Source organism: Sagittula sp. SSi028, from assembly GCF_048553715.1.
GTDB lineage: Bacteria > Pseudomonadota > Alphaproteobacteria > Rhodobacterales > Rhodobacteraceae > Sagittula.
Window position 1 is genome coordinate 174,669 of record NZ_JBLZNC010000003.1, and the last position, 22,524, is coordinate 197,192.

The following is a 22,524-nucleotide window of genomic DNA, read 5'->3' on the forward strand; positions in this document are numbered from 1 at the left end:
TATTTGAGCCAAGAAAAAGCGGGGATCACTCGGCAGCTTGCATCGTTGCGCTGTTTGTCAGCGCGGCATGGATGTCCATGGCGGCATCGCGCCCTTCGGCGACGGCGACGACCGTCAGATCCTCGCCTGCGGTGCAGTCGCCACCGGCCCAGACGCCATCCACAGATGTGCGGCCTGTGTCCGTGACGCGGATTTTGCCACGGTCGAGTTCGGGGCCGTCAAAGGCGGCAAAGCTTTGCCCGATGGCACGGAAGACCTGATCGGCGGGCAGGCGGCGGGTTTCGCCGGTGCCGACCAGTTTGCCGTCACGGGTTTCGGTGTATTCCAGTTCGATTTCCTGCACGCTGCCGTTGCCGTGAATGGCCACGGGCATGGTGTTGGTCAGGATTTGAACGCCGCGTGAGGTGGCGAGATCCTGTTCGTAGCGCGAGGCGCCCATGGCGTCTTGGCCGCGACGGTAGGAGATGGTGACGTTTTCCGCGCCAAGCAGTTTTGCCTGAACGGCGGCGTCGACCGCTGTCATGCCGCCACCAATGACGACCACGTTGCGTCCGATGGGCAGCTTTGTCAGATCGCTGGCCTGCCGCAATTCCGCGATGAAGTCGACGGCGTCGTCCACGCCGCCACGGTCGTTGCCATCGCAGGTCAGGGCGTTCACAGCCCCGAGGCCGAGGCCCAAGAAGACGGCGTCAAAATCGCTTTGTAGCTCGCCCAAGGTCAGATCCTTGCCCAGCGTGCGGCCCGTGTGCAGGGTGATGCCGCCAATCTGCATGAGCCAATCCACCTCTCGTGCGGCGAAATCCTGCGTCGATTTATAGGCGGCGATGCCGTATTCGTTCAGCCCGCCAGGTTTGGGTTTGGCTTCGAAAATAACGACGTCATGGCCCAGCATGGCCAGTCTGTGGGCGCAGGACAGGCCGGCGGGCCCGGCACCGACCACTGCGACGGATTTGCCGGTGGACGGGGCACGGGTGAAAGGGTGGGTGCCCGTCCGCATGACACTGTCTGTGGCGTAGCGCTGTAGCCGGCCGATTTCGACGGGCTTGTGTTCGGCCGTCATGCGGACGCAGGATTCTTCGCACAGGGTTTCGGTCGGACAGACCCGCGCGCACATGCCGCCGAGGATGTTCTGTTCCAGAATGGTGCGCGCCGACGCCTGCGGCTGGCCGGTGGCGATTTGCCGGATGAACAGCGGGATGTCGATGTCCGTGGGGCATGCCGTGACGCAGGGCGCGTCGTGGCAGAAGTAGCAGCGGTCGGCGGCTACTGTTGCTTCATGGGCGTCGAGGGGGGCGTGCAGGTCGCCGAAATTCTCGGCCAAGCGGGACGGCTCGAGACGATTATGTGCGATGCCTGGGGTGAACGGGCTGGTCATGGCGTTTCCCTGAGTGTCGTTGTTTTTCTGACTTCAGAGTGCCACAGGTTGAAATTTTATCAATTGGTAAAAAATTTTGGCAGGTCAAATTCGGCTGTGCTGCCTGTTTTTGTGGCAGATTTTGTGAGCGTGGTTTGTGCGATTGAGGGTTAATCGGGGACGAATCCCCGATCTTGGCAGGTTTGATGGCGCTTAGAAGGCGCGGAACGTCAGGGTGGTCAGGGTGCGTTCGATCCCGTCAATATTGAGCAGCTGGTCGTTGATGTATTTGCCGACGTCGGTGTCTTCGGGGATGTAGAGTTTGACCAGGAGGTCGTATTCGCCGCTGGTGGAATACAGTTCCGAGTGGATCTCGCGCAGGGCGATGTCGCCAGCAACACGGTATGCGGTGCCGGGCTTGCAGCGGATCTGGATGAAAACACAGGTCATTGGAGTCTCGTTTGTCTTTAAGGGCTGGGCGGGACTAGACCGCAAATTGCGCGACGATGCCAGCGTTGTGACGTCACTGCGGGGCTGCGGCGGGCGGTGGACCTGCGCCGCGTCCCGGTGCAATGTCGCGCCGCAAGATTTGGGAGGCCGTGATGCGTGATGTGACAATCCTGTCGGACACGAAGTGTATTTTGGGGGAGGGCGCCCTTTGGCACCCTGAACGTCAAAGTTTTCTGTGGTTCGATATTCTCGGCCACACATTGTTCGAGCATGACGGGACACAGCAGAAACAATGGTTGTTTGATCGTGCCGTGTCGGCGGCTGGATGGGTGTCCGCGCGTGAGATCATCATCGCCTCTGAACGGGACCTGTTTGTCTTTGACCTTGAGAGCGCGCAGGAACGGCATCTGCTGCCGCTTGAGGCGGACAACCTAGTCACGCGGTCCAACGACGGGCGCGCGGATCCCTTTGGCGGGTTCTGGATTGGCACCATGGGCTATCGGTTGGAGCCCGGCGCCGGTGCGATCTACCGCTATTGGCGCGGCACATTGCGCAAGATATTCGATGGGCTGACCATTCCCAATGCCATCTGTTTCGCGCCCGATGGCAAGACCGCCTATTTCGCCGATACGCCGGAGGGCAGGGTGCAGCGCGTGGCCTTGGACGCCGAAGGCTGGCCTGTCGGCACGCCAGAGGTGCATATCGACACGCGCGCGGAGGGGGTAAATCCCGACGGTGCGGTGATTGATGCCGAAGGGCGGTTGTGGACGGCGCAATGGGGCGCGTCGCGGGTGGCGTGCTACGGTGTGGACGGGGCCTTTGTCCGGGCGGTCAGCCTGCCTGCGGTGCAGGTCAGCTGCCCTGCCTTTGGGGGGCCTGATCTGCGGCGCCTGTTTGTCACCTCTGCGGCCGAGGGGGCAGAAGACGACCCCGCTGCAGGCCAGACGTTTTTCACAGATCTTGAGGATGCACAGGGGCGGCCCGAGCCGCAGGTCATTCTGTAAGATCGCGCGGGGGGGCCGTAAATCCCAGATCTTCAAAGCTTTGGCGTGTTTGGTCCCATGTGCCAGCCAGCTGCGGGATCAATGCATCGATCCCGTCGCGATCTGCGTCCCGCACAAGCTGTTGGCAGGTGCCCAGCAAGGTCGCGAGCTTCATCGCCCCGAATACGCCAGCGGACCCTGCCAGCCGGTGCGCTTCGGCACCAAAGGTCGCGTCTGTTGTATTCCCGGGCAGGATCAGCGCATTCAGAAACGTGTCTATCTCGGCGGCGAAAGTGGCCAGCGCCTCGGTCAGCCGCTCCGATGGCAGATCCTCGGCCAGTTCTTCGAGATGGCGCACGTCGATCAGTTGATCGGCCTGTACCTCGGCAAAGGTCACGGCGGAGACCGTCGCGCCCATGGGCGGGAGGGTGCGATCCCGTGATGCGGGGGGCGACAGCGCCTCGGCTCCGGTGGACAGCGCGCGGGACAGGGTGCGCCGCAGGCTGGTGGTCGTGATCGGTTTGGTCAACACGGTGTGCATGCCCGCGTCGTGAAAGCTGCGGATCTGGTCGGGCAGGGCGTGCGCCGTGGTGGCCACAATCGGCGTCGCGGCGTTTGCCCCTGCGTTGCCGCGAATGCGCGAGGCGGCGGTGATGCCGTCCATGCCGGGCATGGAGATGTCCATCAAGATCACATCAAAGGTTTGGCGGCCGGCCAGCTCGACCCCGTCAAACCCGTTTGCTGCGGTCGTGACCACATGACCGTCCCGCTGCAACATCTGCGAGGCGACCTCGCGGTTGATCGGGTTGTCCTCGATCACGAGTACGTCCAGCGGGGGCGGGATTTCGGCGTCGGTCTTGCGGGGCAGCGGTGGCAACAGCACCGCGTCGGGCGGGGGGGCCAACGGCAGGCTGAGCCAGAAGACGGACCCGTCGCCCGGCTCGCTTTCCGCATCAAGCCTGCCACCAAGCGCGCCCGCCAACCGCTGCGAAATGCCCAGTCCCAGCCCGGTGCCCGCACTGCGCCGCTGATAGCTGGAATCCACCGTCACAAAGTCATCGAATATCCGGCGCAAGTTGTCCTCGGTGATGCCCACGCCGGTGTCGGTCACGCGGATATCCACATGCTCCAGCCCGGCGGAGCAATCCGCCTCGATTGTGACAACGCCATCGCGGGTGAACTTCAGCGCATTTGTCACAAGGTTAAGCAAAATTTGGCGCAAACGCCCGGGGTCGGAATACACATTGTGCAAATCGGGGCTGGGCGGGGTCAGCACCAAAGTGTTGCCTTGCGTGCGGGCGAAATCCATCTGGCTCTCGATCAGATCCTCGAGCAGGGTCACCAGATCAAAGCGGGTTTTGCGCAGGGTGATCTTGCCCGCATCCATGCGCGAGATGTCCAGCACGTCGTTCACATGGCTCAGCAGCACCTCGCCGGATTGGCGGATGATCCGCAGATAGCGCTGGTGTTCGGCGTCCAGCCCCTTGGCCTGAAACAGATCCAAAGTGCCGATGATGCCGTTGAGCGGTGTGCGCATCTCGTGGCTCATGACAGCCAGCAATTCGGCCATGTGTTTTTCGCCCGCGATGGCACGGTCGCGGGCCTGCTTCAGCGCCTGTTCGTTTTGGACGCGGCTGGTGATGTCGCGGATAAAGGCCACATAGATCTGCCCGCGGGCCGATTGTGCCTCTGCCAGCGAGATATCAACGGGAAACAGCGAGCCGTCTTTGTGTCGGGCTTCGAGCTGGATGATGCCCTTGCCGATAATGCGGCCGGACCCCGTGATATTCATGCGTTCCAGCCCGCTGCGATGCTGCTTGGCGAAATGGGCGGGGACGATCAGATGGGCCATGTCGGCGCCAATCGCCTCTGCCCGCGCAAAGCCGAAAATCCGTTCCGCCGCGCCGTTCCATTCAATCACACGCCCGTCGCTGTCGATGGCCACAACCGCATCCAGCGATGTGGCAATGATGGTTTCGGTGCGTTCGCGTGTCTCGCGGTGTTCGCGGGCCTCTTCGGCGCGTTGGCTGGCAAGACGTAGCACGGCCAGCATCAACAAAAGCAACAGGCCCAGCAGTCCAAGACCGGTCACGCCGATCGACAGCAGCATTTCGCTGATGTCGCGGCGGCGCAGATCGCGCTGTGCAGCGAACAGGTTGACCCCGTCGAGCGCGAGCTCTCTCAGGTCGCGCCGCACCAATGTGGCATCGTTGTAGAACTGGTCCAATTCGGCCTGCAACTGCGTGGAGGGGCCGTCGATCACAGGGGTCCATTTTGCGCGGAAATCTGCGGTGTCGCGCACCAGTTTTTGCGCGCTTGGCTGCGCGCGGAGGTTTTCGATCACCTCGGATGAGGTGATCGTGTCGATCCGGCTGTAGAGAACGTCAAATCGCAGGCGCACCAGCGAAAGCGCGGCATTGTCCGGCGGGTCCATGCGCGCATGCAAAATCGCAAGCTGCAGGTCCATAACTTCGGTTTCAGCTTGGCTCAGCGTCCATTGCACGTTCTCCGTGGCCGAGGCGCTGAGCAGGCGAAGCTGCGCGCGCACTTCCAGCCCCAGCACCGTGATCACGCCCAGCAAGGACACAATCACCCAAGCGATCACAAACCGGCGCAGGCCGGAATTGGCGGTGTGGCTGGAGGACAACAAACGGCTCATGGGCGCTGTGGTATCACGCTGTTTCCTGCCGGTCACCGCGCAAACCGATATGGCCGGAGCTTAGGGCAGAATATCGATGCTGTTGAGCTGCCAGATGCTGCGGGTGTGGTAGATTTCGGTGCGGAACTTGGCATCCATGTCAAAAGGGTAGACCACCCAGATCGGGCCTTTGTCGCGCACTTGCATGGGCGCACCATCGCGGTCGATGGCCAACAGGGCAAGATCATCGGCCGCGTCGGAGTAGGGGATATCCACCGAATACCCGTTCAGGGCATTGGCGCGCAGGGTTCCGCCAGTAACGCCCAGCCGGTCCAGCAGCGTCTTCAGGGGGACGCCTGTGAATGTCAGCTGCCCGTTGGTCCAGATTGTGCCGGTCACCAGCTCTCGCAAACCCAGATCGCGTAGCATCTCACGATCGAATTCCGCAGCATCGTCGGCATTTGTCACATCCAGATCACCGCGCACCGTCAAAATGACGTCTCCGGAGGGGGCAGGCAAAGGCTGCGCCGCCGCCAAAGTTCCGATCAAAAGGAAGGCGGATAAAAAGCCGTAGGTGACACAGAGTAGGACCTTTTTCACGACGAAGCGCTCCGTTAAATGGTTTGTTGACCGGTAAATAATGCCAATTTTAGGGTATTTGACGCTGGTTAGAAACAGTAGTTGGTGCAAATCTGCGTGTTCAAACGTATATAAGTTGCAAAATATACGTCTGGTTTGCTCGCGTTAAAAATGTATTGTTATCGCGGAAATGCGTTTTTTGCGTGTGGCTAGGTTTACCAGTTACGATTTAAGCATTTATAAAAAGTGTCTTAACATTCTTGAGCCATAGAGCAGGTCGGAATTGATCCGGCTTGGCGTAACTGTGTCGGGCGATCAACGTCCGCGACCGGCCTTGGGCTTTGCGGCCCTTGGCAACTGAAACGAAAGGACGACCGCAATGCGCATACTTGTGGCGGACGATCATGATCTGGTGCGTGAAACCATTGCGGCGTTTCTCGACGGGGGGGATGTGGACGAGGTGCAAACCGTCGCCACATTGGACGAAGCCTTGCGGGTGACAAGCCTGTCGGGCAGCTTTGATCTTGTTTTGTTGGACTACAACATGCCCGGCATGAATGGTCTGGAGGGGCTGGCGCGTATGCGCGAGGCCAACGAGGGCCGTCCGGTTGCGATCCTGTCGGGCAGCGCATCGCGTGACGTGGCAGATGCGGCGCTGAAATCCGGCGCGCAGGGGTTCATCCCCAAAACGCTGAGCGCACGGTCGCTTTTGACCGCAGCGCGGTTCATGGCAGCGGGGGAGATCTACGCGCCAGTCGATTTCATGCAAAAGGCGGGTACGGGCGAGGGCGGTGCATTGACCCGTCGCGAGCTGGAGGTGCTGCGCGGCATTTGCGAGGGCAAATCCAACAAGGAAATCGCGCGGGATCTGGAACTGCAGGAGGTCACGGTCAAACTGCATGTCAAAACGCTGTCGCGTAAACTGGAGGCGCGCAACCGCACCCATGCGGCCATGATCGCACGGGATCGGGGATTGGCGTAACGGCGCAGGTGGGGTGAAACCCCACCCTACGAAGCGTCGGATTTCAGTGACAAACGGATCGGACCATGGGCCGCCGCTGCATCGACAGGGCGGCCTTTTTGTGTGGCAACCAGCGACAGGCTTGTCGATAGAACGCGCACCCGAGGCATCAAAGGACGCCAGTCATCGGATAGGGCGCGGGCGACTTCTGACGGGCAGAAGGTCTTGGGCGCGCGGGCGCCGGCCAGCCGCATCAGGGCGGCAGTGATCTCTGTGTCGGATGGATTGGACATGCCGCTCATCTAGTGCAGCAGAGGCAAAAGCAACGGGGCCCCGCAGGGCCCCGTGATGTCTTATCCCAATGCCGCGTCACAGCGGGCGCAGGTGGCGGGGTGGTCATGGGTTCCCACGTCCGGCAGGATCTTCCAGCAGCGCTGGCATTTCTCGCCTTCTGCCTTGGCAAAGACCACCGCGATTTCCGGCACTTCGGGCAGGCGGTAAGCTGCCTCAGGCGCGGGATCGCCCGTCAGGGTGATGTCCGAGGTGATGCAAACGTCATCAAAGGCCACGGTCCCGAGCGCGGCCAGCATGTCCGCGTCGGACACATGCACCAGCGGCGCGGCCTCGAGCGAGGCGCCGATGACCTTATCCGTGCGCTGCACCTCCAGCGCGGCGGTCACGGCACGACGGGCGCGGCGCACCATCTGCCACTTGGCGGCCAGATCGGCGTTGACCCATTCGGCGGGTGTTTCCGGCATGTCCTGCAGATGAACCGAGGAATCATCACCCGGGAAACGCTCCAACCAGACCTCTTCCATAGTGAAGGGCAGGATCGGCGCCAGCCATGTCACCAGCCGGTGGAACAGCAGGTCCATGACAGTGCGCGCAGCGCGACGGCGCGCGGTGTCGCCATCGCAGTAGAGCGCATCCTTGCGGATATCAAAGTAGAAGGCCGACAGTTCCAGCGTGCAGAAGTGGAACACCTTCGAGAACACGTCCTGGAAATCATAGGCGGCGTAGCCGGCGCGCACCTCCGCATCCAGTTCGGTCAGACGGTGCAGCACGTATTGCTCCAGCTCGGGCATGTCTGCGACGGCTGTGCGCTGATCTTCGGAGAAGTGGCTGACCGCGCCCAGCATATAGCGCAGGGTGTTGCGCAAGCGGCGGTAGCTGTCGGCCACGTTTTTCAGGATCTCCGGCCCGATGCGCTGATCGGCGGTGTAATCGGTCTGTGCCACCCAAAGGCGCAGGATATCCGCGCCGTATTGCTTCACCACCGTCTCGGGGACGATGGTGTTGCCGAGCGATTTGGACATCTTGTTGCCCTTCTCGTCCAGCGTAAAGCCGTGGGTGACCACGTTGCGATAGGGTGCGCGGCCTGTGGTGCCGACGGATTGCAGCAGGGAGGAATGGAACCAGCCACGGTGCTGGTCGGTGCCTTCCATGTAGACATCCGCAATGCCATCGGCGGTGCCGTCCTCGCGGTCGCGCAGCACAAAGGCGTGAGTCGAGCCGCTGTCGAACCACACGTCCAGCACGTCAAACACCTGGATATAGTCGTCAGGGTTGGCGGCATCCCCGATAAAGCGCTCCTTCGCGCCTTTGGCGTACCACGCATCTGCGCCCTCGGCCTCGAACGCTTCGTTGATCCGGGCGTTGACGGCAGCGTCGCGCAGCAGGAAATCCGGGTCGGTGGGCAGGGTGTCTTTCTTGGTAAAACATGTCAGCGGCACGCCCCATGCGCGCTGGCGCGACAAAACCCAGTCGGGGCGTGCTTCCATCATGGAATGCAGACGGTTGCGGCCCGATTGCGGCGTCCATTTCACCTGATCGATACAGGTGAGCGCACGGTCGCGGATGGTTTTTCCGTTCTGGTCCTGACCGTCGTTGACATCACGGTCGATGGCGGCGAACCACTGCGGCGTGTTGCGGTAGATCACCGGCGCTTTGGAGCGCCACGAATGCGGATAGCTGTGCTGCATGCGGCCTCGGGCGATCAGCCCGCCAACCGAGACCAGCTTGTCGATAACGGCGGTGTTGGCTTTGCCTTCTTTGCCTTTGTGGTCGAACACCCGCAGCCCCGCGAACAGCGGCACATGCGGCAGGAATTCCGATTCCTCGCCCACGTTGTGGGTCATGCGGTCGATCCAGTTGCGCGCCACGAAACATTCGTAGTCTTCCTGACCGTGGCTGGGGGCGGTGTGGACAAAGCCCGTGCCCGCGTCGTCGGTCACATGAGCGCCGTCGATCATCGGAACGTCGTAGTCCCAGAAGCCGTCTGCGCCCTCGATCCCGCGGAAGGGGTGAGCAAGGGTCAGCGCGCCCAGTTCATCGGCGGACACGTCGCGCACCCGCTTGAACTGGCCCTCTTCCAGACGCGCCTTTGTCAGCACCTCTTGTGCGAGGGTGTCCGCAAGGATGTAGGTGTCACCCACCGAGACCCATGATTCCTCCGGCGTGCCGGTGACTTCGTACAGGCCGTAGGCAATGCCCGGACCGTAAGCCACGGCCTTGTTCGACGGGATCGTCCAGGGGGTGGTGGTCCAGATCACGACATGGGCATCGCCCAAGGTGTCAGAGCCTGCAACAATACGGAAGGGCACCCAGATCGTGTGGGATTTGTGGTCGTGGTACTCGATCTCCGCCTCGGCCAGCGCGGTCTTTTCCACCGGCGACCACATCACGGGCTTCGATCCCTGATACAGCGTGCCGTTCATCAGGAACTTCTGGAACTCCTCGGCGATCACACGTTCGGCGTGGAAGTTCATCGTCAGGTAGGGATCGTCCCAATTGCCGGTGATGCCGAGGCGTTTGAATTCCTCGCGCTGGATGTCGACCCAGCCTTCGGCGAACTTGCGGCATTCCTGACGGAAATCGACCACGTCGACCTCGTCCTTATTGCGGCCTTTCTTGCGGTACTGCTCTTCGATCTTCCATTCGATGGGCAGGCCGTGACAGTCCCAACCCGGCACATACCGCGCGTCAAAGCCCATCATCTGGTGCGAGCGCACGATCATGTCCTTGATCGTCTTGTTCAGCGCGTGGCCGATGTGCAGGTGGCCGTTGGCGTAAGGCGGGCCGTCATGCAGGGTAAAGGGCTTGCGGCTGCCGTCGCGGGCCTTGTCGCGCAGCTTGCCGTAGACGTCGATCTGCTCCCAACGGGCCAGCCAGCCGGGTTCGCGTTTGGGCAGGCCCGCGCGCATCGGGAAATCGGTCTGCGGCAGAGCAAGCGTGTCTTTGTATTCAGGTGTATTGGCGGTGGTGTCGGGCGTGTCGGCGCACATATGGGGCGTCCTGTCAGTCAAATGTCAGATGGGGGTGCGGCGGCGCGGACGGTCCATGCGCCTTTTCCCGGCGGCTCTGGTCAGAGCGCCGGGCAAGTAATTCGAATGATGAAGGCCTGAGTCATCATGCGCGCCTTATAGGCCGGGTGTGCGGCAGGGTCCAGTGGGGTCAGGCGGGCGGCGGTGGTCAATGTGGTCGCGGCGCGATACCTTGGTCACCACCACGCAAGAGAGCTGCTTTATGACCGATCCGATGGCCAAATTTCCCGTCACCCGTGCCGAGATTGAGCGCGTCGTGGCGCGGTTTTACGAACGCATCCGCGCCCATCCCGGACTGGGTCCGGTTTTTGCGGTGCATGTCGAGGACTGGCCATCGCATGAGGCGCGCGTGGCGGATTTCTGGGCCAACGCCATCTTGTCGGAGCGCAGCTATGACGGCAATCCGGTGGCGGTGCATCGGGGCGCGGGCAATGTGCGTCCGGGCATGTTCGACACTTGGCTGGCCATTTTCGATCAGGTGCTGGCCCAAGAGCTGTCGGACACGCAGGCGCAGGCGTGGTCTGCCTTGGCGCACCGGATTGGCGGCAGCCTGCGCGCCAGCGTGGTCGAGCGGATGCAAGGTCCCGGTGGTGTTCCGATTCTGCGCTGACCCCAGCGGGGTGCTCGATCCAATCACGGCTCGGTTACCGGGAGGTTAACCAAGAACCGGTGCGGTCAAGATGTCGCGCCATGCCGCGCGGTGTCGGTGGATTCCAGCCGACGCGCTCGGGCGATTCCGGCGGGGACTGGCCAGTTGGTTCCGGGCTGTCCCGCAAACTATTGAGGATTTTTCCCACTGTCCCATCTTTACCACAGCGGCGCGTGATGGCCGCGTGGTATCAGGAGGTGCCCCATGGCATTTGACGCTCGGGAAATGATCGGAACACCGCAGGGGCGTTTGACGCGCACCGACGGCCCTATGACCAGCTCGCGCCTGCCGGCGGCATCGTGGTTCGGCCTTGCCGTGGCCGTCACCTTGATCGTGGCGGCGGCATTGGTGCTGACCCTGTCGCCCAACACGGCGCAACAACAGCTTAGCCAGCTTGACCGGGCGGTTGTCACGTCCAACTGACATCGCTGATGTGGGGTAACGGTTTCCCGCCACAGCTGCGACGCGGCCCGTGACGCTGACGGGCGCGCATATCCCCCACAGCTGTGCGCGGGACTGGGCCGGGGGCGTGCGCGTCCTCGGCCTTCTGGCATTTTATTGGATTGATCCGGATGCCGTGACGGGGTGGGAGGTCACGGCATCCGGCAATGAACCATGGCCGGACCGCCTCGCGGGAGCGGGAACGCAGGTCGGCCAACGGCTCTTAACGCGAGATGGGGCAACCGATGCGGTTGACCAGTCACTATTGCGTCTTTGTTAAGACCGATCTGTCAAACTAGGCGCGGGTTGCCAAGGCAAACCCGTGCTTGCAGGCCTGTCCCGTTGCGTCACAACGGGACCGTCTGGGCCATATGGTCACAAAACCTGCGCCTCAGCCACTGCCCTTGTCTGATTGAAACAGCCCGCCGAGTGCCGAGCGGATCACAACCCGGACAGAGGGGCGTTTGCGCGCAACGAAGGGCAGGGGGCGGCAGACTTCCATCGCGGCGACACCGACGCGGGCGGTCAATGCACCGTTCACCATCCCCTCGCCGAAGCGCCGCGACAGCTTGCCCAGCAGACCCGCGCCAAAGATCGGCTCCAGCATGTCATCGCCCACGGCAACAGCGCCCGTCGCCACGAGGTGCGAAAACACCGCGCGCGTCAGCCGCCAACTGCCCAGCGTGCCAGACCGCCCGCCATAGATTTCGGCGATGCGCCGGATCATCCGCAGGTTCGATGTCAGCGCCGCCGCAACATCGGCCAGCGCGAGCGGCACCATGGCGGTGACTGCGGCGACCTGACGGCTGGCGGCTTCGACCTCGCGTTGGGCCAGCGCATCCAGCGGGGCAAGGATCTCTGCCTCGGCGTGGTGGATCAGGGCGGGCGCGTCAAAGATCTCGTCCTTGCGGGCGGCAAACCGGTCGCGGCCCCAACGGGTGTCCTCGCGCCCTTTGTACAGCGCCACAAGGTTGTCGGTCAGGGTGCGGGCCTGTTCCAGATCATCCTCGGCCAAGGCCTGATCGGCGGCGCGATGCAGCGCGTCGATCCGCGCCAGTCGGGAGAAGGCGGTCAGCTCTTTGATGATGATCAGCGTGCAGACCAACAGAAAGGCCACGATCAGGGCGGCTACGGCGTAGCCGAGGATGGGGTTCGCGGCGATCAGACCAACGGCAAAATTCCACGCGGCGAGCGAGATCACAGTGACCAGCAACGCGCCCAGCAAGCGCCAGAACCAGCGCGCCAAAGAAGACGGGCGATAGGCCGCGACAGCCGCGACCGTGCCCATGGCCGCGCCCTCGGGCAGCGGCGTGGCATCGGGCACGGGCGGGGCCTGCGCCGGAGAGGGCGCGGGCCCATCAGCAAGATCAAACAGAACGGGGCCTTTGGGCGGGGTGGTCATCTTTGGCTCCGATCGCTTAGGGACGCTGCACGGCAGAGGTCTGCGGCAGCGTCAGTTGTGGTGCGGCGGGCGGGCGCGTCCAGACGCAGCGCACATCGGGCAGACCCTCGTCATTGTGGATGCCGTCGGTCTGCTCGGTCTCATGAAAGCCCTCGCGGCGGTAGAACCGGCGGGCGCCGCTGTTGTCTTGCAGTGCCCAAAGCTCCAGCCGGTCACAGGCATCTTTCGCCGATTGCAACAGCGCCTGCCCGACGCCGCGCCCTTGGGCAAAATCGGCCACGTATAGGCTGTGGATATAGTCGGCGTCACGGGCGATGAAGCCTGCGGTGCGGTGATCAAGTTCCGCCACCGTCACCCAGCCCGCGTCAATCATGCGACCGGCATGTGCGATATCCTCGACCGAGGAATGCAGCCGTGGCTTCCACGTCGCGGCCAGCGTGGCCTGCGTGATGATATCCCCCAAGCGTCCGGCATCAAGCGGGTTGGCGCGGCGCAGGTGCAGATCGGCGGGGTTGGTGGGCACGTCCTGCGGCGTGGGCGCAGGGTCGGGGTCATGTGGCACCGGTGTCTCTTCGGGTCGGTTGTCCGGCGGCAGATCGGGGTCAGGGCTTGGCGGCAGCTCTTGTGGCGCGTCGGGGCGTGCGGGCGTGTGGTCAGGAATGTCGCGTCCGGGCAGATCGTCCGGCACCTCGGTCGGGGGCGCGGGCGGCAGGTCAGGCGACGGGGTCGGGGGTGTTTCCTGCGGAATGTCGGGCGGTGTCTCGCGCGGAGGGGTGGGCACGGGGTCGGAGGGCGCAGGCACATCTGCCCCGCCCAGAGGGGTGGTCAGAACCAGTGGCTGTTTCACAGGCGGTCTCCGATCAGGAATTGCGCGGCGCGGTCCAGCCGGATGTGTGGCGGTCCTTCGCCCGGTTTCAGGGTCAGCGGCGCAGGGGCAAAGGACATGACGGAATAATCCTGATCCAGCCATGTGTCCGCCCCGCTGCGCGCTGCTCCCAGCAGGTGGTTGGGGTCCTCGGGCAGGGCGCCGGGGTAGAACGCCGCCTGTTTGCCGGTGTCCAGCAAGGTGCCGCGCACGCAGGGCAGGGCGCCCCCGTTGTGGGGCACCATCTCTTCGGTCGTGGCGCGCAGTGCGGCCATAGACATCGCCGCCGTCTGCGCACCGGCAAAGCGGGCACGGTCCCGAGCATCGCGGGTCAACGCCTCCATCACAGAGGTCAGCTGGGGGTGTTGTGTGTGGTGCAGATGATCGGCCTTTGTCGCGGCAAACAGGATCTTGTCAATGCGTTTGCCCAGCAGCAGCGAGGTCAGAAATGACGACGCACCGGGGCGAAAGGCCTTGAGGATATCGGACAGGGTCTGGCGCAGATCCTCGACCGCGCGCGGGCCTGCGTTGATCGCGCCCAAGGCATCCACAAGGACAATCTGCCGGTCGAGCCGGGCGAAATGGTCCCGAAAAAACGGTTTCACAACGCGGGATTTATAGGCGTCAAACCGGCGTTCGAATTCACGGTAGAGCGTCCCACGGCCTGCGCGGTCCACCGGCGGCAGTGGCGCGAATGTCAAAACGGGCGAGCCCGCAAGATCGCCGGGCAACAAGAACCGCCCCGGCGAGCAATCGGAAAACCCTTGGGCACGGGCGGCGTGCAATGCGGTGGTGTAGGCTGCGGCCAGACGCTGTGCCGTGGGTTCCTCCAGCTTTTGCGCGGCGGCATCGCTGGTGGCCATCGCGGCAAATCCGTCAGGGTCGGGACGATGGGCCAGTCGCTGCAACATGCTGGCCGACCAGTCGGCATAACTTTTTTCCATCAAACCCAGATCCAGCAGCCATTCGCCGGGGTAGTCGATGATATCAAGATGCAGGGTGCGCGGTCCCTGTAGCCCCGCCAGCAGCCCGGAGGGGCGAATTTTCAGCGACAGGCGCAGCTCGGACACCGCGCGGGTGCTGTCGGGCCAATGCGGCTGGCGGGCGGTCAACGCGCCCAGATGGGTTTCATAGTCAAACCTCGGCAGGGTGTCATCGGGCTGCGGCTGCAGGAATGCGCTCAGGATGCGGCCCTCGCTTTGCGCCACAAGACCGGGCATGCGGCCCCGGTCCATCAGGTTGGCAACCAGCGAGGTGATAAAGACCGTCTTGCCCGCGCGTGACAGGCCCGTCACTCCCAGCCGCAAGCTGGGTTCGAAAAATGTCTCGGACAGGGTGTTGCCCGCGCTTTCGACGCTGCGGGTCAGGGTGTCTGCGATGGTTGTCAGGACCATGAGGGGCCTTTTGCTGCTGCTCTGACATTAACTTAGGGCCTTGGAGGCGATGCTGCCAGTGCGGGTGCGGGGGGAATTGAGGGGGACAAGACGCTCTGGACCCGCAGGCGCGCTTTGGCTATTGCGCGGGGCATGCCCAGATACGCGCTTTTGATCGAATATGACGGACGCCCCTTTGCCGGATGGCAGCGGCAGGCGGACCAGCCCTCGGTGCAGCAGGCCATCGAAGATGCGCTTGCGAGGCTGGAGCCGCGCGCCCATACCATTGCCGGGGCCGGGCGCACCGATGCGGGGGTGCACGGGCGCGGTCAGGTGGCCCATTGCGATATGGACAAGGACTGGGATGCTTTTCGTCTTGGCGAGGCGCTGAACTATCACCTCAAACCCTCGCCCGTGGCGATCCTGCGCTGTGCGCCGGTGGCAGATGATTGGCACGCGAGGTTTTCAGCCAATGAGCGGCGCTATCTGTTCCGCTTGCTGACGCGGCGAGCGCCGTCCACGCTGGAGGCCGGTCAGGTCTGGCGGGTGAACCATGAACTGGACGTGGATGCGATGCGCCAAGGCGCGCAGCATCTGTTGGGGCGGCATGACTTCACCACCTTCCGGTCGGTGATGTGTCAGGCCCAATCGCCGGTCAAGACACTGGACGCGCTGGACATTCAGCGTGTGGACGGGCTGGCCGGTCCAGAGATCCAGTTCCGCCTGCGTGCGCGGTCGTTCCTGCACAATCAGGTCCGGTCTTTTGTGGGCACGCTGGAACGTGTGGGCGCTGGCGCATGGGCACCCGAGCGGGTGCGCGACGCCTTGGAGGCCTGCGACCGTGCCGCTTGCGGTCCGGTCTGCCCGCCGGATGGGCTGTACCTGACGGGCGTCGGCTATGAGGACGACCCCTTTTCCTAAGACAACGCCGGCAGCAAGCGCCTGTTAACCCGGCTCAGGTTAGGCTGCGCCTGTCCAAGGGCCGGAGGGGGCATGCTGCGGATCGTCTGTCTACTGCTGCCAGCGTTGGTGCCGTCGTGGCGCTTCTTTCGCGAAATCGCGCCATCGCCGCGGGTGGAGCTGCGCGTGAATGGCGGGCCGTGGCGTGCGGTCATGCCGCCGCCGTACAGCCTGCCCGCCCGGACACTGGCGCGGCGTCTGCTCTGGTCGCCCGAGCGGAACGCGGCGCTCTACCTTGTGTCATTGGCAGAGCGGATCGTGGATCAGGGATCGCTGCGGGCAGAGGCAGAGCTTTGCGCGCGGCTGGCCCGCGATCATCCCGACACGCATCGCCTGCAAATGCGGCTTGTGTTCATCAGCCGAACCGATGCCGGCATCACCCGCGAGACGCTGTTTCAAAGCGCCCCCTTTCCCGGCGCGGATCGGGCATGATGGCGTTTGATCTGGCGCTGCGGTGCACGCAGATCGGTCTGGCACTGGCGGTGCTGCAACAGGCAGTGGAACAGATGGCCATCGACCGCGCGGACCGCTGGTGGTTGAGCCTGCGGGCGCTCGCCTGTGTGCTGCTGCTTGGCCAGCAGGATTGGGCCATCTGGGGGCTGATGGCCAGCGGGGTCTGGGCGCTGCATTGCTATGACGGGCCGTTCAACGGGGGCAGCGATAAAATGACCCTGTTGATCACGACTTGCCTGTGCGTGACCCATGCCGCCCCCGACCCGTTCTGGCATGAGATGGCGCTCGCCTATCTCGCGGTGCAATTGGTGCTGTCCTATGTCATCTCCGGTCAGGTCAAGCTCAGGAACCCCGCGTGGCGGCGGGGTGAGGCCTTGCGCGATGTTTTCGCCTTTTCGGCCTATCCTGTCAGCGAGCGGTTGCGCGCATTGGCGCACAGCCGGTGGGTAACCTTTTGGGGCGCGTGGACCGTTATGTTGGTGGAAACAGGGTTCGTCTTGTTCATGCTGCACCCTGTGGCCTTGGTCATCGGGCTGGCCTTGGCGGCCGCCTTTCATCTGGCGAATGCGGTCCTCTTTGGCTTGAACCGTTTTTTCTGGATCTGGCTTGCGGCCTATCCGTCGGTGATCTGGTTGCAGGGCCGTTTGCTGGGCTGAGACGCAAAAACCGCTTGCCAAACGCCGGATTTGCGCGCATCACGCTGCTTATGAGCACTTTTGCAGATATCCGACGAGCCTGACCGCTCCTTTCGACCTTCGCCCTGTGGCGAAGCCGCTGCTATTGTTCAAACCCCATCCATGACAACTTGACAGGCCCACGGTGCCTTGCCACCAATCGGCCTTCCACCTTCGCGCCCCTGCCCACGCATGCGCACAGTGCCTGAGGATAGTCACATGACCTCTTCCGTTCTGCAGACCTACAATCGCGCGCCGCTCCACTTTGTCAAAGGGGAAGGCACTTGGCTAATCGAGGAGGACGGCCGCCGATTTCTGGATCTGGGATCGGGCATTGCGGTGAACGCATTGGGCCATGCCCATCCCGATCTTGTGGCCGCGCTGACGCAGCAGGCCAGCCAGCTGTGGCACGTGTCGAACCTGTACGAGATTCCGCAACAAGAGGCGCTGGCCACCGCGCTGACCGACAACAGCTTTGCCGATCGGGTGTTTTTCACCAATTCGGGCACAGAGGCCTGCGAGCTCGCGGTCAAGATGGCGCGCAAATACTGGTACGACAAAGGCCAGCCGGACAAGGTCGATATCATCACCTTCAGCGGCTCGTTCCATGGGCGGTCTTCGGCGGGGATTGCTGCCGCCGGGTCCGAGAAGATGGTCAAAGGCTTCGGCCCGATCCTCGAAGGCTTTGTGCATGTCCCGTGGGGCGACCACGATGCGTTTACCGCCGCGATCACAGACACCACTGCAGCCGTTCTGATCGAACCTGTGCAGGGGGAGGGCGGCATTCGCCCGCTGCCTGACCAGTGCCTCAAAGGGCTGCGCGACATTTGCGACGAGAAGGGCATCCTGCTGGTGCTGGACGAGGTGCAATGTGGCGTGGGCCGGACCGGCAAGCTGTTTGCCCATGAATGGGCGGGCATTGCCCCCGACATCATGATGGTGGCCAAGGGCATCGGTGGTGGCTTCCCGCTGGGGGCGGTGCTGGCCACAGAGGATGCCGCCTCTGGCATGACGGTCGGCACGCACGGGTCGACCTATGGCGGCAACCCGCTGGGCTGCGCGGTGGGCAAGGCCGTGATCGACCGCGTGGCAGATCCTGCGTTTCTCGACGGGGTGAATGCACGCGCCGGTCGGCTGCGCCAAAAGCTCGAATCGCTGGTCGCCAGCCATCCGGATATCTTTGAAGGCGTGCGTGGCGCGGGGCTGATGCTGGGCCTGAAGACAAAGGTCGCCCCGACCGATTTTGTGCAGGCGGGCTATGCGGCCGAGGTCATCACCGTGCCTGCCGCCGACAATATCGTGCGTCTGCTGCCGCCGCTGAATATCACTGACGCGGAAATCGACGAGGCGGTCGCCCGCCTTGACCGCGCTGCCACCCAAATGACCGCCGCGTCCCAACCTGAATAAAGAGCCGATCCGATGAACCATTTTCTCGATATCCACAAAACCGATCAAGCGGCGCTGCGCGGCATTATCGACAGTGCAAAATCCATCAAGGATGCGCGCAAAGGCCTGCCCAAGGCTGCGCTGGATGCGGATTTGCCGCTGAAAGACCGGATGGTCGCGCTGATTTTTGAAAAGCCTTCGACCCGCACGCGGACCTCTTTTGATGTGGGCGTGCGCCAGATGGGCGGGCAGACCATGGTGCTGTCGGGCAACGACATGCAGCTGGGCCACGGCGAAACCATCGCGGACACCGCACGGGTGATGTCGCGTTATGTGGACATGATCATGATCCGCACCTTCGATGAAAGCGTGCTGGAGGAGATGGCCGAATATGCCTCTGTGCCGGTGATCAACGGTTTGACCGACCGGACGCACCCCTGCCAGATCATGGCCGATATCCTGACGTTCGAGGAACATCGCGGCCCGATCGCAGGCAAAAAGGTGGTCTGGTGCGGTGATGGCAACAACGTCTGCGCGTCTTTCCTGCATGCGGCGGGGCAGTTCGGCTTTGATCTGACGTTCTCTGGTCCGGTTCAGCTGGACCCGGAGCCGGAGTTCGTCGGCTGGGCCCGCAATCAGGGCGTCAATGTCGAGATCGAGCGGGATCCGGCAAAGGCTGTTGATGGCGCGGATCTGATCGTGGCCGACACATGGGTCTCGATGCATGACGCGCAATCCGCGCGGGAACGTCGGCACAACATGCTGCGGCCCTATCAGGTGAACACCGCTTTGATGGCACATGCCAAACCGGACGCGTTGTTTATGCACTGCCTGCCCGCACACCGTGAGGAAGAAGTCACCTCAGAGGTGATGGATGGCCCGAGCTCGGTCATTTGGGACGAGGCAGAAAACCGTCTTCACGCGCAAAAGGCCATTATGAAATGGTGCCTTGAGGGCTAAGCCCGTCAGTACACCGCTTGTGTCAGCCAATAGATCGTGCCCGCCCAGAATGCGGGCACGATGATCCAGACCAAGGCCCAGATGATCGGGCGCGCGGGGTGCTGATCTTCCCACTGTCGGTTGCCGCGATAGGGGACAAAAGGCGCAGCTGTGATTGGGCGTCGCGTCGTGTCTGTCAGTTCGGTCATGCAAACCTCCTGCCGCAGTGACGGGGTGGAGATACCGAATTTTGGTTAATTTTCCCTCTGCGAGATCAGAACAGCCGATCCACCGCCCAGACGATGGTCGCGGTCCAGAACATCGGGACCAGTATCAACACCGTGGCCCAGGCCCAGACGATGGCCGCCCCGTTGCGTGCAGGCGGTCGCAAGCTGTGGGCCGCTGCCATGTAGGGGCTCGGATCAAAGCGGCGAAGTGGTTGCTCCTGTCGGCGATAGCGATTCTCGGGTGGCAGCATTTCGGACCTCTGACGCCATTTCGGTGCAGGGTCCTGACAGGCAGGTCTTAACGTTTTGCCAACAAGGCCGGGCAAAAGAGCGGCCATTTTGCGATGTTCGGCCCCGGTCTTACGTGCCGCGCGGCTTTGCCCGCAGGGTCGGGTCCGCCTCTGTCGGGTCTTCGGGCCAGGGGTGTTTGGGATATTGCGCCCGCATGTCCTTGCGCACATCCGCGTAGGACCCTGCCCAAAAACCGGGAAGGTCCATAGTGGTCTGCACGGGCCGTTGCGCAGGCGACAACAGTGTGACCTTCAACGGGGTGCGCCCGACGGTTGGATGCGTTTTCTGGCCGAACATCTCCTGAAGGCGCAGCCGTATTTCGGGGGCGTCGCCGCTGTAGTCAATCGGGATCTGACGCCCCAGCGGGGTTGTGAAATGCGCGGGTACCGCTTGGTCGAGGGCCTGCATCTGCGCCCAATCGAGCCGTGCGCGCAAAGCGGGCAAAAGATCGAAGCGTTTCCAATCCTCCGCCGATTTCACCCCATCCAGATAGGGCAGCAGCCAGCTTTCCAGATCCGCCAGCAGGGCGGGGCCGCTCATGTCCGGCAGATCCTGACCGGCATCGCGTGCCAGTTGGACGCGCGCGACAAAGCGGCGGTCCTTGTTTGACAGGGCCAAGCCCAGATCGCGTACGCCATCCAGCATGGCGCGGGCGATGGCCTCGGGCGGTGCGTCTTTCCAGACGCGGTCATCCAAGGCGATGGCGCCCAGCCGTTCCTGCTGGCGTGCCACGACCCTTCGGTCGCGTTTGGACCATTCGCAGCTGTCGATCCATGCGATGCGGTCGGAAAACAGGCTGCGCAGGGCGCTGAGCGAGATGGGAATGGCTTGCCTGATGCGCGCCTCACGCGGGTTTCCGTCGGTATCGGTCACAACGATCAAGCGTTGGTTGGCCAGCGCATCGCTGTCCTCCATGACCGCGCCCTTGCCGCCTGACAGCTGGAACCGAGCGGCATCGCCCTTGCGGCGCAGGCCGATCCGGTCGGGGTAGGCCAAGGCCGCCATCTCCGCCGGGCTGTGACGATGATCGTTAAAGGGCTGTTCACCGGTTTTGCGGATGCTTTGCATCAGCCGCTTGGTTTCTTGCCGGATGCGTTCGATGGCCGGGCGGTGCAGGGGAATGGGTTTTGACTGGGCGAATTTCTGTGGATCGGCGATGGCCTCCAGCCGTAGGCTCAGGTCTGTGGATGCTTTTGTGAGTGGATCGCGTTCAGACAAAAGTGCGGCCAGCTTGGCAGCGGTTGGCCCACAAATTTGCAGCATATGCGCAAGCCGTGGATGCAGCGGCAATGTGGATAACTTGCGCCCATGGTCGGTGATCCGGCCCGTGTCGTCCAATGCGCCAAGCATTTGCAGCAAAGCACAGGCTTCGGCGTAGGTGCCCTCTGGCGGTGGCGTGAGAAGCGGCAGATCAGCGGGGGCCGCTCCCCAAAGCGCCAGTTCCAGCGCCATCGGTGCAAGGTCAGCAGCCTCGATTTCTGCGGGGGGATAGGCAGATAGCGCACCTTCCTCACCCTTGGTCCACAGTTTGTAGGCGATGCCTTCGGCGACGCGGCCCGCCCGTCCTGCCCGCTGGGTGGCTTCGGCGCGGGTGACTTTTTCAGTCACCAGACGGGACATGCCCGATCCGGGATCAAAACGCGCCCGCCGTGCCCGCCCACCATCCACCACCACGCGGATGTCCTCGATGGTCAGCGAGGTTTCGGCAATCGAGGTGGCAAGCACCAGCTTGCGGCCCTGTGATTCCGGCCGGATCGCGGCGCGCTGATCGCGCAGGTCCATGGCGCCAAACAGGGGACGGATATGCGTATCAGCGGGCAGGCGTTTCGCCAGCAAGGCCTGCGTGCGACGAATCTCGCCCTCACCGGGGAGAAAGGCCAGAATGCCACCGCTGGTCTCGTCATGGGCCTGCACGATCAAATCGGCCAGCGCCTCCTCAAAGCGGGCGCGTTTGGGCACCGGCGCGGGCAGCCAGCGCGGGTCCACATCGAAGGACCGCCCTTGCGAGGTGACGATGGGGGCCTGCATCAGCTCGGCCACGGGGCCTGCGTCCAGCGTGGCGGACATGGCCAGAAGGATCAGATCATCGCGCAGGGCCCCGGCGATTTCGAGGCACAAGGCCAGCCCGAGATCCGCATTCAGCGAGCGTTCGTGAAATTCATCAAAGATCACCGCGCCGACGCCGGACAATTCCGGATCGGACTGGATCATGCGCGTCAGGATGCCCTCGGTGACGACTTCGATCCGGGTGGCGGGGCTGACCTTGCTGTCGCCGCGCATGCGGTAGCCAACGGTCTGGCCGGGTGTCTCGCCAAGCTGTTCGGCCAGACGCGCAGCGGCGGCCCGCGCGGCCAGACGTCTTGGCTCCAGCATCAGGATGCGGCCCTCTGTCAGCTTGGCCTCCAGCAGGGCCAGCGGCACACGGGTGGTTTTCCCGGCTCCAGGAGGCGCTTGCAGCACGGCACGCCCGCTGCTGTGCAAGGCTGAAATCAGGTCCGGCAGGACGTTTTCGATGGGCAGGCGGCTGGCTGGTGTCATGTGGGGCGATGTACCTTTGGCCGCAGGATTTGGCCAGT

At 63.3% G+C, this 22,524-nt stretch carries 21 protein-coding genes; 9 read left to right on the forward strand and 12 right to left on the reverse strand.

The genetic code is table 11. From position 1 onward, the window contains the following. Positions 1–25 precede the first annotated feature (25 nt). A complete protein-coding gene (locus ACN5AZ_RS06995; protein WP_419428144.1) occupies positions 26–1,375 on the reverse strand; it encodes an NAD(P)-dependent oxidoreductase in 1,350 nt (449 codons plus the stop codon). A gap of 192 nt (positions 1,376–1,567) precedes the next feature. Beyond that, a complete protein-coding gene (locus tag ACN5AZ_RS07000; protein ID WP_419428145.1) occupies positions 1,568–1,804 on the reverse strand; it encodes an Lrp/AsnC ligand binding domain-containing protein in 237 nt (78 codons plus the stop codon). Between the two features lie 152 nt (positions 1,805–1,956). On the opposite strand from ACN5AZ_RS07000, the gene ACN5AZ_RS07005 reads away from it, so the two are divergent. Beyond that, positions 1,957–2,808 (forward strand): SMP-30/gluconolactonase/LRE family protein, encoded by an 852-nt coding sequence (locus tag ACN5AZ_RS07005; RefSeq protein WP_419428146.1) that lies wholly within the window; start codon positions 1,957–1,959, stop codon positions 2,806–2,808. On the opposite strand, the gene ACN5AZ_RS07010 is transcribed toward ACN5AZ_RS07005, so the two are convergent. Both ACN5AZ_RS07010 and ACN5AZ_RS07015 read right to left on the reverse strand, forming a co-directional pair. Next, on the reverse strand, positions 2,798–5,446 hold the full coding sequence (locus ACN5AZ_RS07010) for an ATP-binding protein (RefSeq protein ID WP_419428147.1): 2,649 nt from the start codon (positions 5,444–5,446) through the stop codon (positions 2,798–2,800). The two genes, ACN5AZ_RS07005 and ACN5AZ_RS07010, sit on opposite strands and share 11 nt — an antisense overlap. A 60-nt stretch (positions 5,447–5,506) precedes the next feature. Then, positions 5,507–6,025 (reverse strand): molybdopterin-dependent oxidoreductase, encoded by a 519-nt coding sequence (locus ACN5AZ_RS07015; RefSeq protein ID WP_419428148.1) that lies wholly within the window; start codon positions 6,023–6,025, stop codon positions 5,507–5,509. Positions 6,026–6,383: 358 nt separating this feature from the next. Here ACN5AZ_RS07015 and ACN5AZ_RS07020 point away from each other — a divergent pair, with 358 nt between their 5' ends. Then, on the forward strand, positions 6,384–6,986 hold the full coding sequence (locus ACN5AZ_RS07020) for a response regulator (protein ID WP_419428149.1): 603 nt from the start codon (positions 6,384–6,386) through the stop codon (positions 6,984–6,986). A 26-nt stretch (positions 6,987–7,012) separates the two neighbouring features. Here the strand turns inward: ACN5AZ_RS07020 and ACN5AZ_RS07025 are convergent, their stop codons facing one another. Together ACN5AZ_RS07025 and ileS are read right to left on the reverse strand one after the other, a co-directional pair. Beyond that, positions 7,013–7,258 carry a DUF3253 domain-containing protein gene (locus ACN5AZ_RS07025; RefSeq protein ID WP_419428150.1) on the reverse strand — a complete coding sequence of 82 codons (246 nt, stop codon included), beginning with the start codon at positions 7,256–7,258 and terminating at the stop codon, positions 7,013–7,015. 60 nt (positions 7,259–7,318) lie between these two features. Next, positions 7,319–10,249 carry an isoleucine--tRNA ligase gene (gene ileS / locus ACN5AZ_RS07030; RefSeq protein WP_419428151.1) on the reverse strand — a complete coding sequence of 977 codons (2,931 nt, stop codon included), beginning with the start codon at positions 10,247–10,249 and terminating at the stop codon, positions 7,319–7,321. Positions 10,250–10,490: 241 nt separating this feature from the next. Between ileS and ACN5AZ_RS07035 the strand changes: the two genes are divergently transcribed. Further along, entirely contained in the window at positions 10,491–10,898 is a 408-nt protein-coding gene (locus ACN5AZ_RS07035) for a group III truncated hemoglobin (RefSeq protein WP_419428152.1), read from the forward strand. Between the two features lie 243 nt (positions 10,899–11,141). Beyond that, on the forward strand, positions 11,142–11,360 hold the full coding sequence (locus ACN5AZ_RS07040) for a hypothetical protein (RefSeq protein WP_419428153.1): 219 nt from the start codon (positions 11,142–11,144) through the stop codon (positions 11,358–11,360). A gap of 409 nt (positions 11,361–11,769) precedes the next feature. Here the strand turns inward: ACN5AZ_RS07040 and ACN5AZ_RS07045 are convergent, their stop codons facing one another. The 3 genes from ACN5AZ_RS07045 to ACN5AZ_RS07055 are packed head-to-tail and all read right to left on the reverse strand — an operon-like array spanning position 11,770 to position 15,039. Beyond that, entirely contained in the window at positions 11,770–12,780 is a 1,011-nt protein-coding gene (locus ACN5AZ_RS07045) for a YcjF family protein (RefSeq protein WP_419428154.1), read from the reverse strand. Between the two features lie 16 nt (positions 12,781–12,796). After that, positions 12,797–13,627, reverse strand: coding sequence for a GNAT family N-acetyltransferase (locus ACN5AZ_RS07050; RefSeq protein WP_419428155.1), 831 nt, complete (start codon positions 13,625–13,627; stop codon positions 12,797–12,799). Continuing rightward, positions 13,624–15,039 carry a YcjX family protein gene (locus tag ACN5AZ_RS07055; RefSeq protein ID WP_419428156.1) on the reverse strand — a complete coding sequence of 472 codons (1,416 nt, stop codon included), beginning with the start codon at positions 15,037–15,039 and terminating at the stop codon, positions 13,624–13,626. The genes ACN5AZ_RS07050 and ACN5AZ_RS07055 overlap by 4 nt, the downstream gene beginning before the upstream one ends. Positions 15,040–15,171: 132 nt before the next feature. Here ACN5AZ_RS07055 and truA point away from each other — a divergent pair, with 132 nt between their 5' ends. The 5 genes from truA (at position 15,172) to argF (ending at position 19,451) form a co-directional block, all read left to right on the forward strand. After that, on the forward strand, positions 15,172–15,939 hold the full coding sequence (gene truA, locus ACN5AZ_RS07060) for a tRNA pseudouridine(38-40) synthase TruA (protein ID WP_419428157.1): 768 nt from the start codon (positions 15,172–15,174) through the stop codon (positions 15,937–15,939). Positions 15,940–16,011: 72 nt separating this feature from the next. Then, complete coding sequence (locus ACN5AZ_RS07065; protein WP_419428158.1) at positions 16,012–16,410, forward strand: hypothetical protein; 399 nt, start codon at positions 16,012–16,014, stop codon at positions 16,408–16,410. After that, positions 16,407–17,087 carry an HTTM domain-containing protein gene (locus tag ACN5AZ_RS07070; protein ID WP_419428159.1) on the forward strand — a complete coding sequence of 227 codons (681 nt, stop codon included), beginning with the start codon at positions 16,407–16,409 and terminating at the stop codon, positions 17,085–17,087. The genes ACN5AZ_RS07065 and ACN5AZ_RS07070 overlap by 4 nt, the downstream gene beginning before the upstream one ends. A 237-nt stretch (positions 17,088–17,324) precedes the next feature. Then, positions 17,325–18,512 (forward strand): aspartate aminotransferase family protein, encoded by a 1,188-nt coding sequence (locus ACN5AZ_RS07075; RefSeq protein WP_419428160.1) that lies wholly within the window; start codon positions 17,325–17,327, stop codon positions 18,510–18,512. 12 nt (positions 18,513–18,524) lie between these two features. Beyond that, on the forward strand, positions 18,525–19,451 hold the full coding sequence (argF, locus tag ACN5AZ_RS07080; protein ID WP_419428161.1) for an ornithine carbamoyltransferase: 927 nt from the start codon (positions 18,525–18,527) through the stop codon (positions 19,449–19,451). A 5-nt stretch (positions 19,452–19,456) separates the two neighbouring features. Here argF and ACN5AZ_RS07085 read toward each other — a convergent pair whose 3' ends face one another. From ACN5AZ_RS07085 to hrpB, 3 genes are all read right to left on the reverse strand, one after another. Then, the gene (locus tag ACN5AZ_RS07085) at positions 19,457–19,639 is read right to left on the reverse strand and encodes a hypothetical protein (RefSeq protein WP_419428162.1); all 183 of its coding nucleotides are present in this window, start codon (positions 19,637–19,639) and stop codon (positions 19,457–19,459) included. Positions 19,640–19,704: 65 nt separating this feature from the next. Next, positions 19,705–19,839 (reverse strand): hypothetical protein, encoded by a 135-nt coding sequence (locus ACN5AZ_RS07090; RefSeq protein ID WP_419428163.1) that lies wholly within the window; start codon positions 19,837–19,839, stop codon positions 19,705–19,707. A gap of 178 nt (positions 19,840–20,017) precedes the next feature. Then, complete coding sequence (hrpB, locus tag ACN5AZ_RS07095; RefSeq protein ID WP_419428164.1) at positions 20,018–22,486, reverse strand: ATP-dependent helicase HrpB; 2,469 nt, start codon at positions 22,484–22,486, stop codon at positions 20,018–20,020. Positions 22,487–22,524: the final 38 nt, after the last annotated feature.

What these genes read in the sequence shown, in the direction of transcription:
- ACN5AZ_RS06995 (WP_419428144.1), bottom strand. Translation starts at nt 1,375, where the DNA reads ATGACCAGCCCGTTCACCCCAGGCATCGCACATAATCGTCTCGAGCCG.
- ACN5AZ_RS07000 (WP_419428145.1), bottom strand. Translation starts at nt 1,804, where the DNA reads ATGACCTGTGTTTTCATCCAGATCCGCTGCAAGCCCGGCACCGCATAC.
- ACN5AZ_RS07005 (WP_419428146.1), top strand. Translation starts at nt 1,957, where the DNA reads ATGCGTGATGTGACAATCCTGTCGGACACGAAGTGTATTTTGGGGGAG.
- ACN5AZ_RS07010 (WP_419428147.1), bottom strand. Translation starts at nt 5,446, where the DNA reads ATGAGCCGTTTGTTGTCCTCCAGCCACACCGCCAATTCCGGCCTGCGC.
- ACN5AZ_RS07020 (WP_419428149.1), top strand. Translation starts at nt 6,384, where the DNA reads ATGCGCATACTTGTGGCGGACGATCATGATCTGGTGCGTGAAACCATT.
- ACN5AZ_RS07025 (WP_419428150.1), bottom strand. Translation starts at nt 7,258, where the DNA reads ATGTCCAATCCATCCGACACAGAGATCACTGCCGCCCTGATGCGGCTG.
- ileS (WP_419428151.1), bottom strand. Translation starts at nt 10,249, where the DNA reads ATGTGCGCCGACACGCCCGACACCACCGCCAATACACCTGAATACAAA.
- ACN5AZ_RS07035 (WP_419428152.1), top strand. Translation starts at nt 10,491, where the DNA reads ATGACCGATCCGATGGCCAAATTTCCCGTCACCCGTGCCGAGATTGAG.
- ACN5AZ_RS07040 (WP_419428153.1), top strand. Translation starts at nt 11,142, where the DNA reads ATGGCATTTGACGCTCGGGAAATGATCGGAACACCGCAGGGGCGTTTG.
- ACN5AZ_RS07045 (WP_419428154.1), bottom strand. Translation starts at nt 12,780, where the DNA reads ATGACCACCCCGCCCAAAGGCCCCGTTCTGTTTGATCTTGCTGATGGG.
- ACN5AZ_RS07055 (WP_419428156.1), bottom strand. Translation starts at nt 15,039, where the DNA reads ATGGTCCTGACAACCATCGCAGACACCCTGACCCGCAGCGTCGAAAGC.
- truA (WP_419428157.1), top strand. Translation starts at nt 15,172, where the DNA reads ATGCCCAGATACGCGCTTTTGATCGAATATGACGGACGCCCCTTTGCC.
- ACN5AZ_RS07065 (WP_419428158.1), top strand. Translation starts at nt 16,012, where the DNA reads ATGCTGCGGATCGTCTGTCTACTGCTGCCAGCGTTGGTGCCGTCGTGG.
- ACN5AZ_RS07070 (WP_419428159.1), top strand. Translation starts at nt 16,407, where the DNA reads ATGATGGCGTTTGATCTGGCGCTGCGGTGCACGCAGATCGGTCTGGCA.
- ACN5AZ_RS07075 (WP_419428160.1), top strand. Translation starts at nt 17,325, where the DNA reads ATGACCTCTTCCGTTCTGCAGACCTACAATCGCGCGCCGCTCCACTTT.
- argF (WP_419428161.1), top strand. Translation starts at nt 18,525, where the DNA reads ATGAACCATTTTCTCGATATCCACAAAACCGATCAAGCGGCGCTGCGC.
- ACN5AZ_RS07085 (WP_419428162.1), bottom strand. Translation starts at nt 19,639, where the DNA reads ATGACCGAACTGACAGACACGACGCGACGCCCAATCACAGCTGCGCCT.
- ACN5AZ_RS07090 (WP_419428163.1), bottom strand. Translation starts at nt 19,839, where the DNA reads ATGGCAGCGGCCCACAGCTTGCGACCGCCTGCACGCAACGGGGCGGCC.
- hrpB (WP_419428164.1), bottom strand. Translation starts at nt 22,486, where the DNA reads ATGACACCAGCCAGCCGCCTGCCCATCGAAAACGTCCTGCCGGACCTG.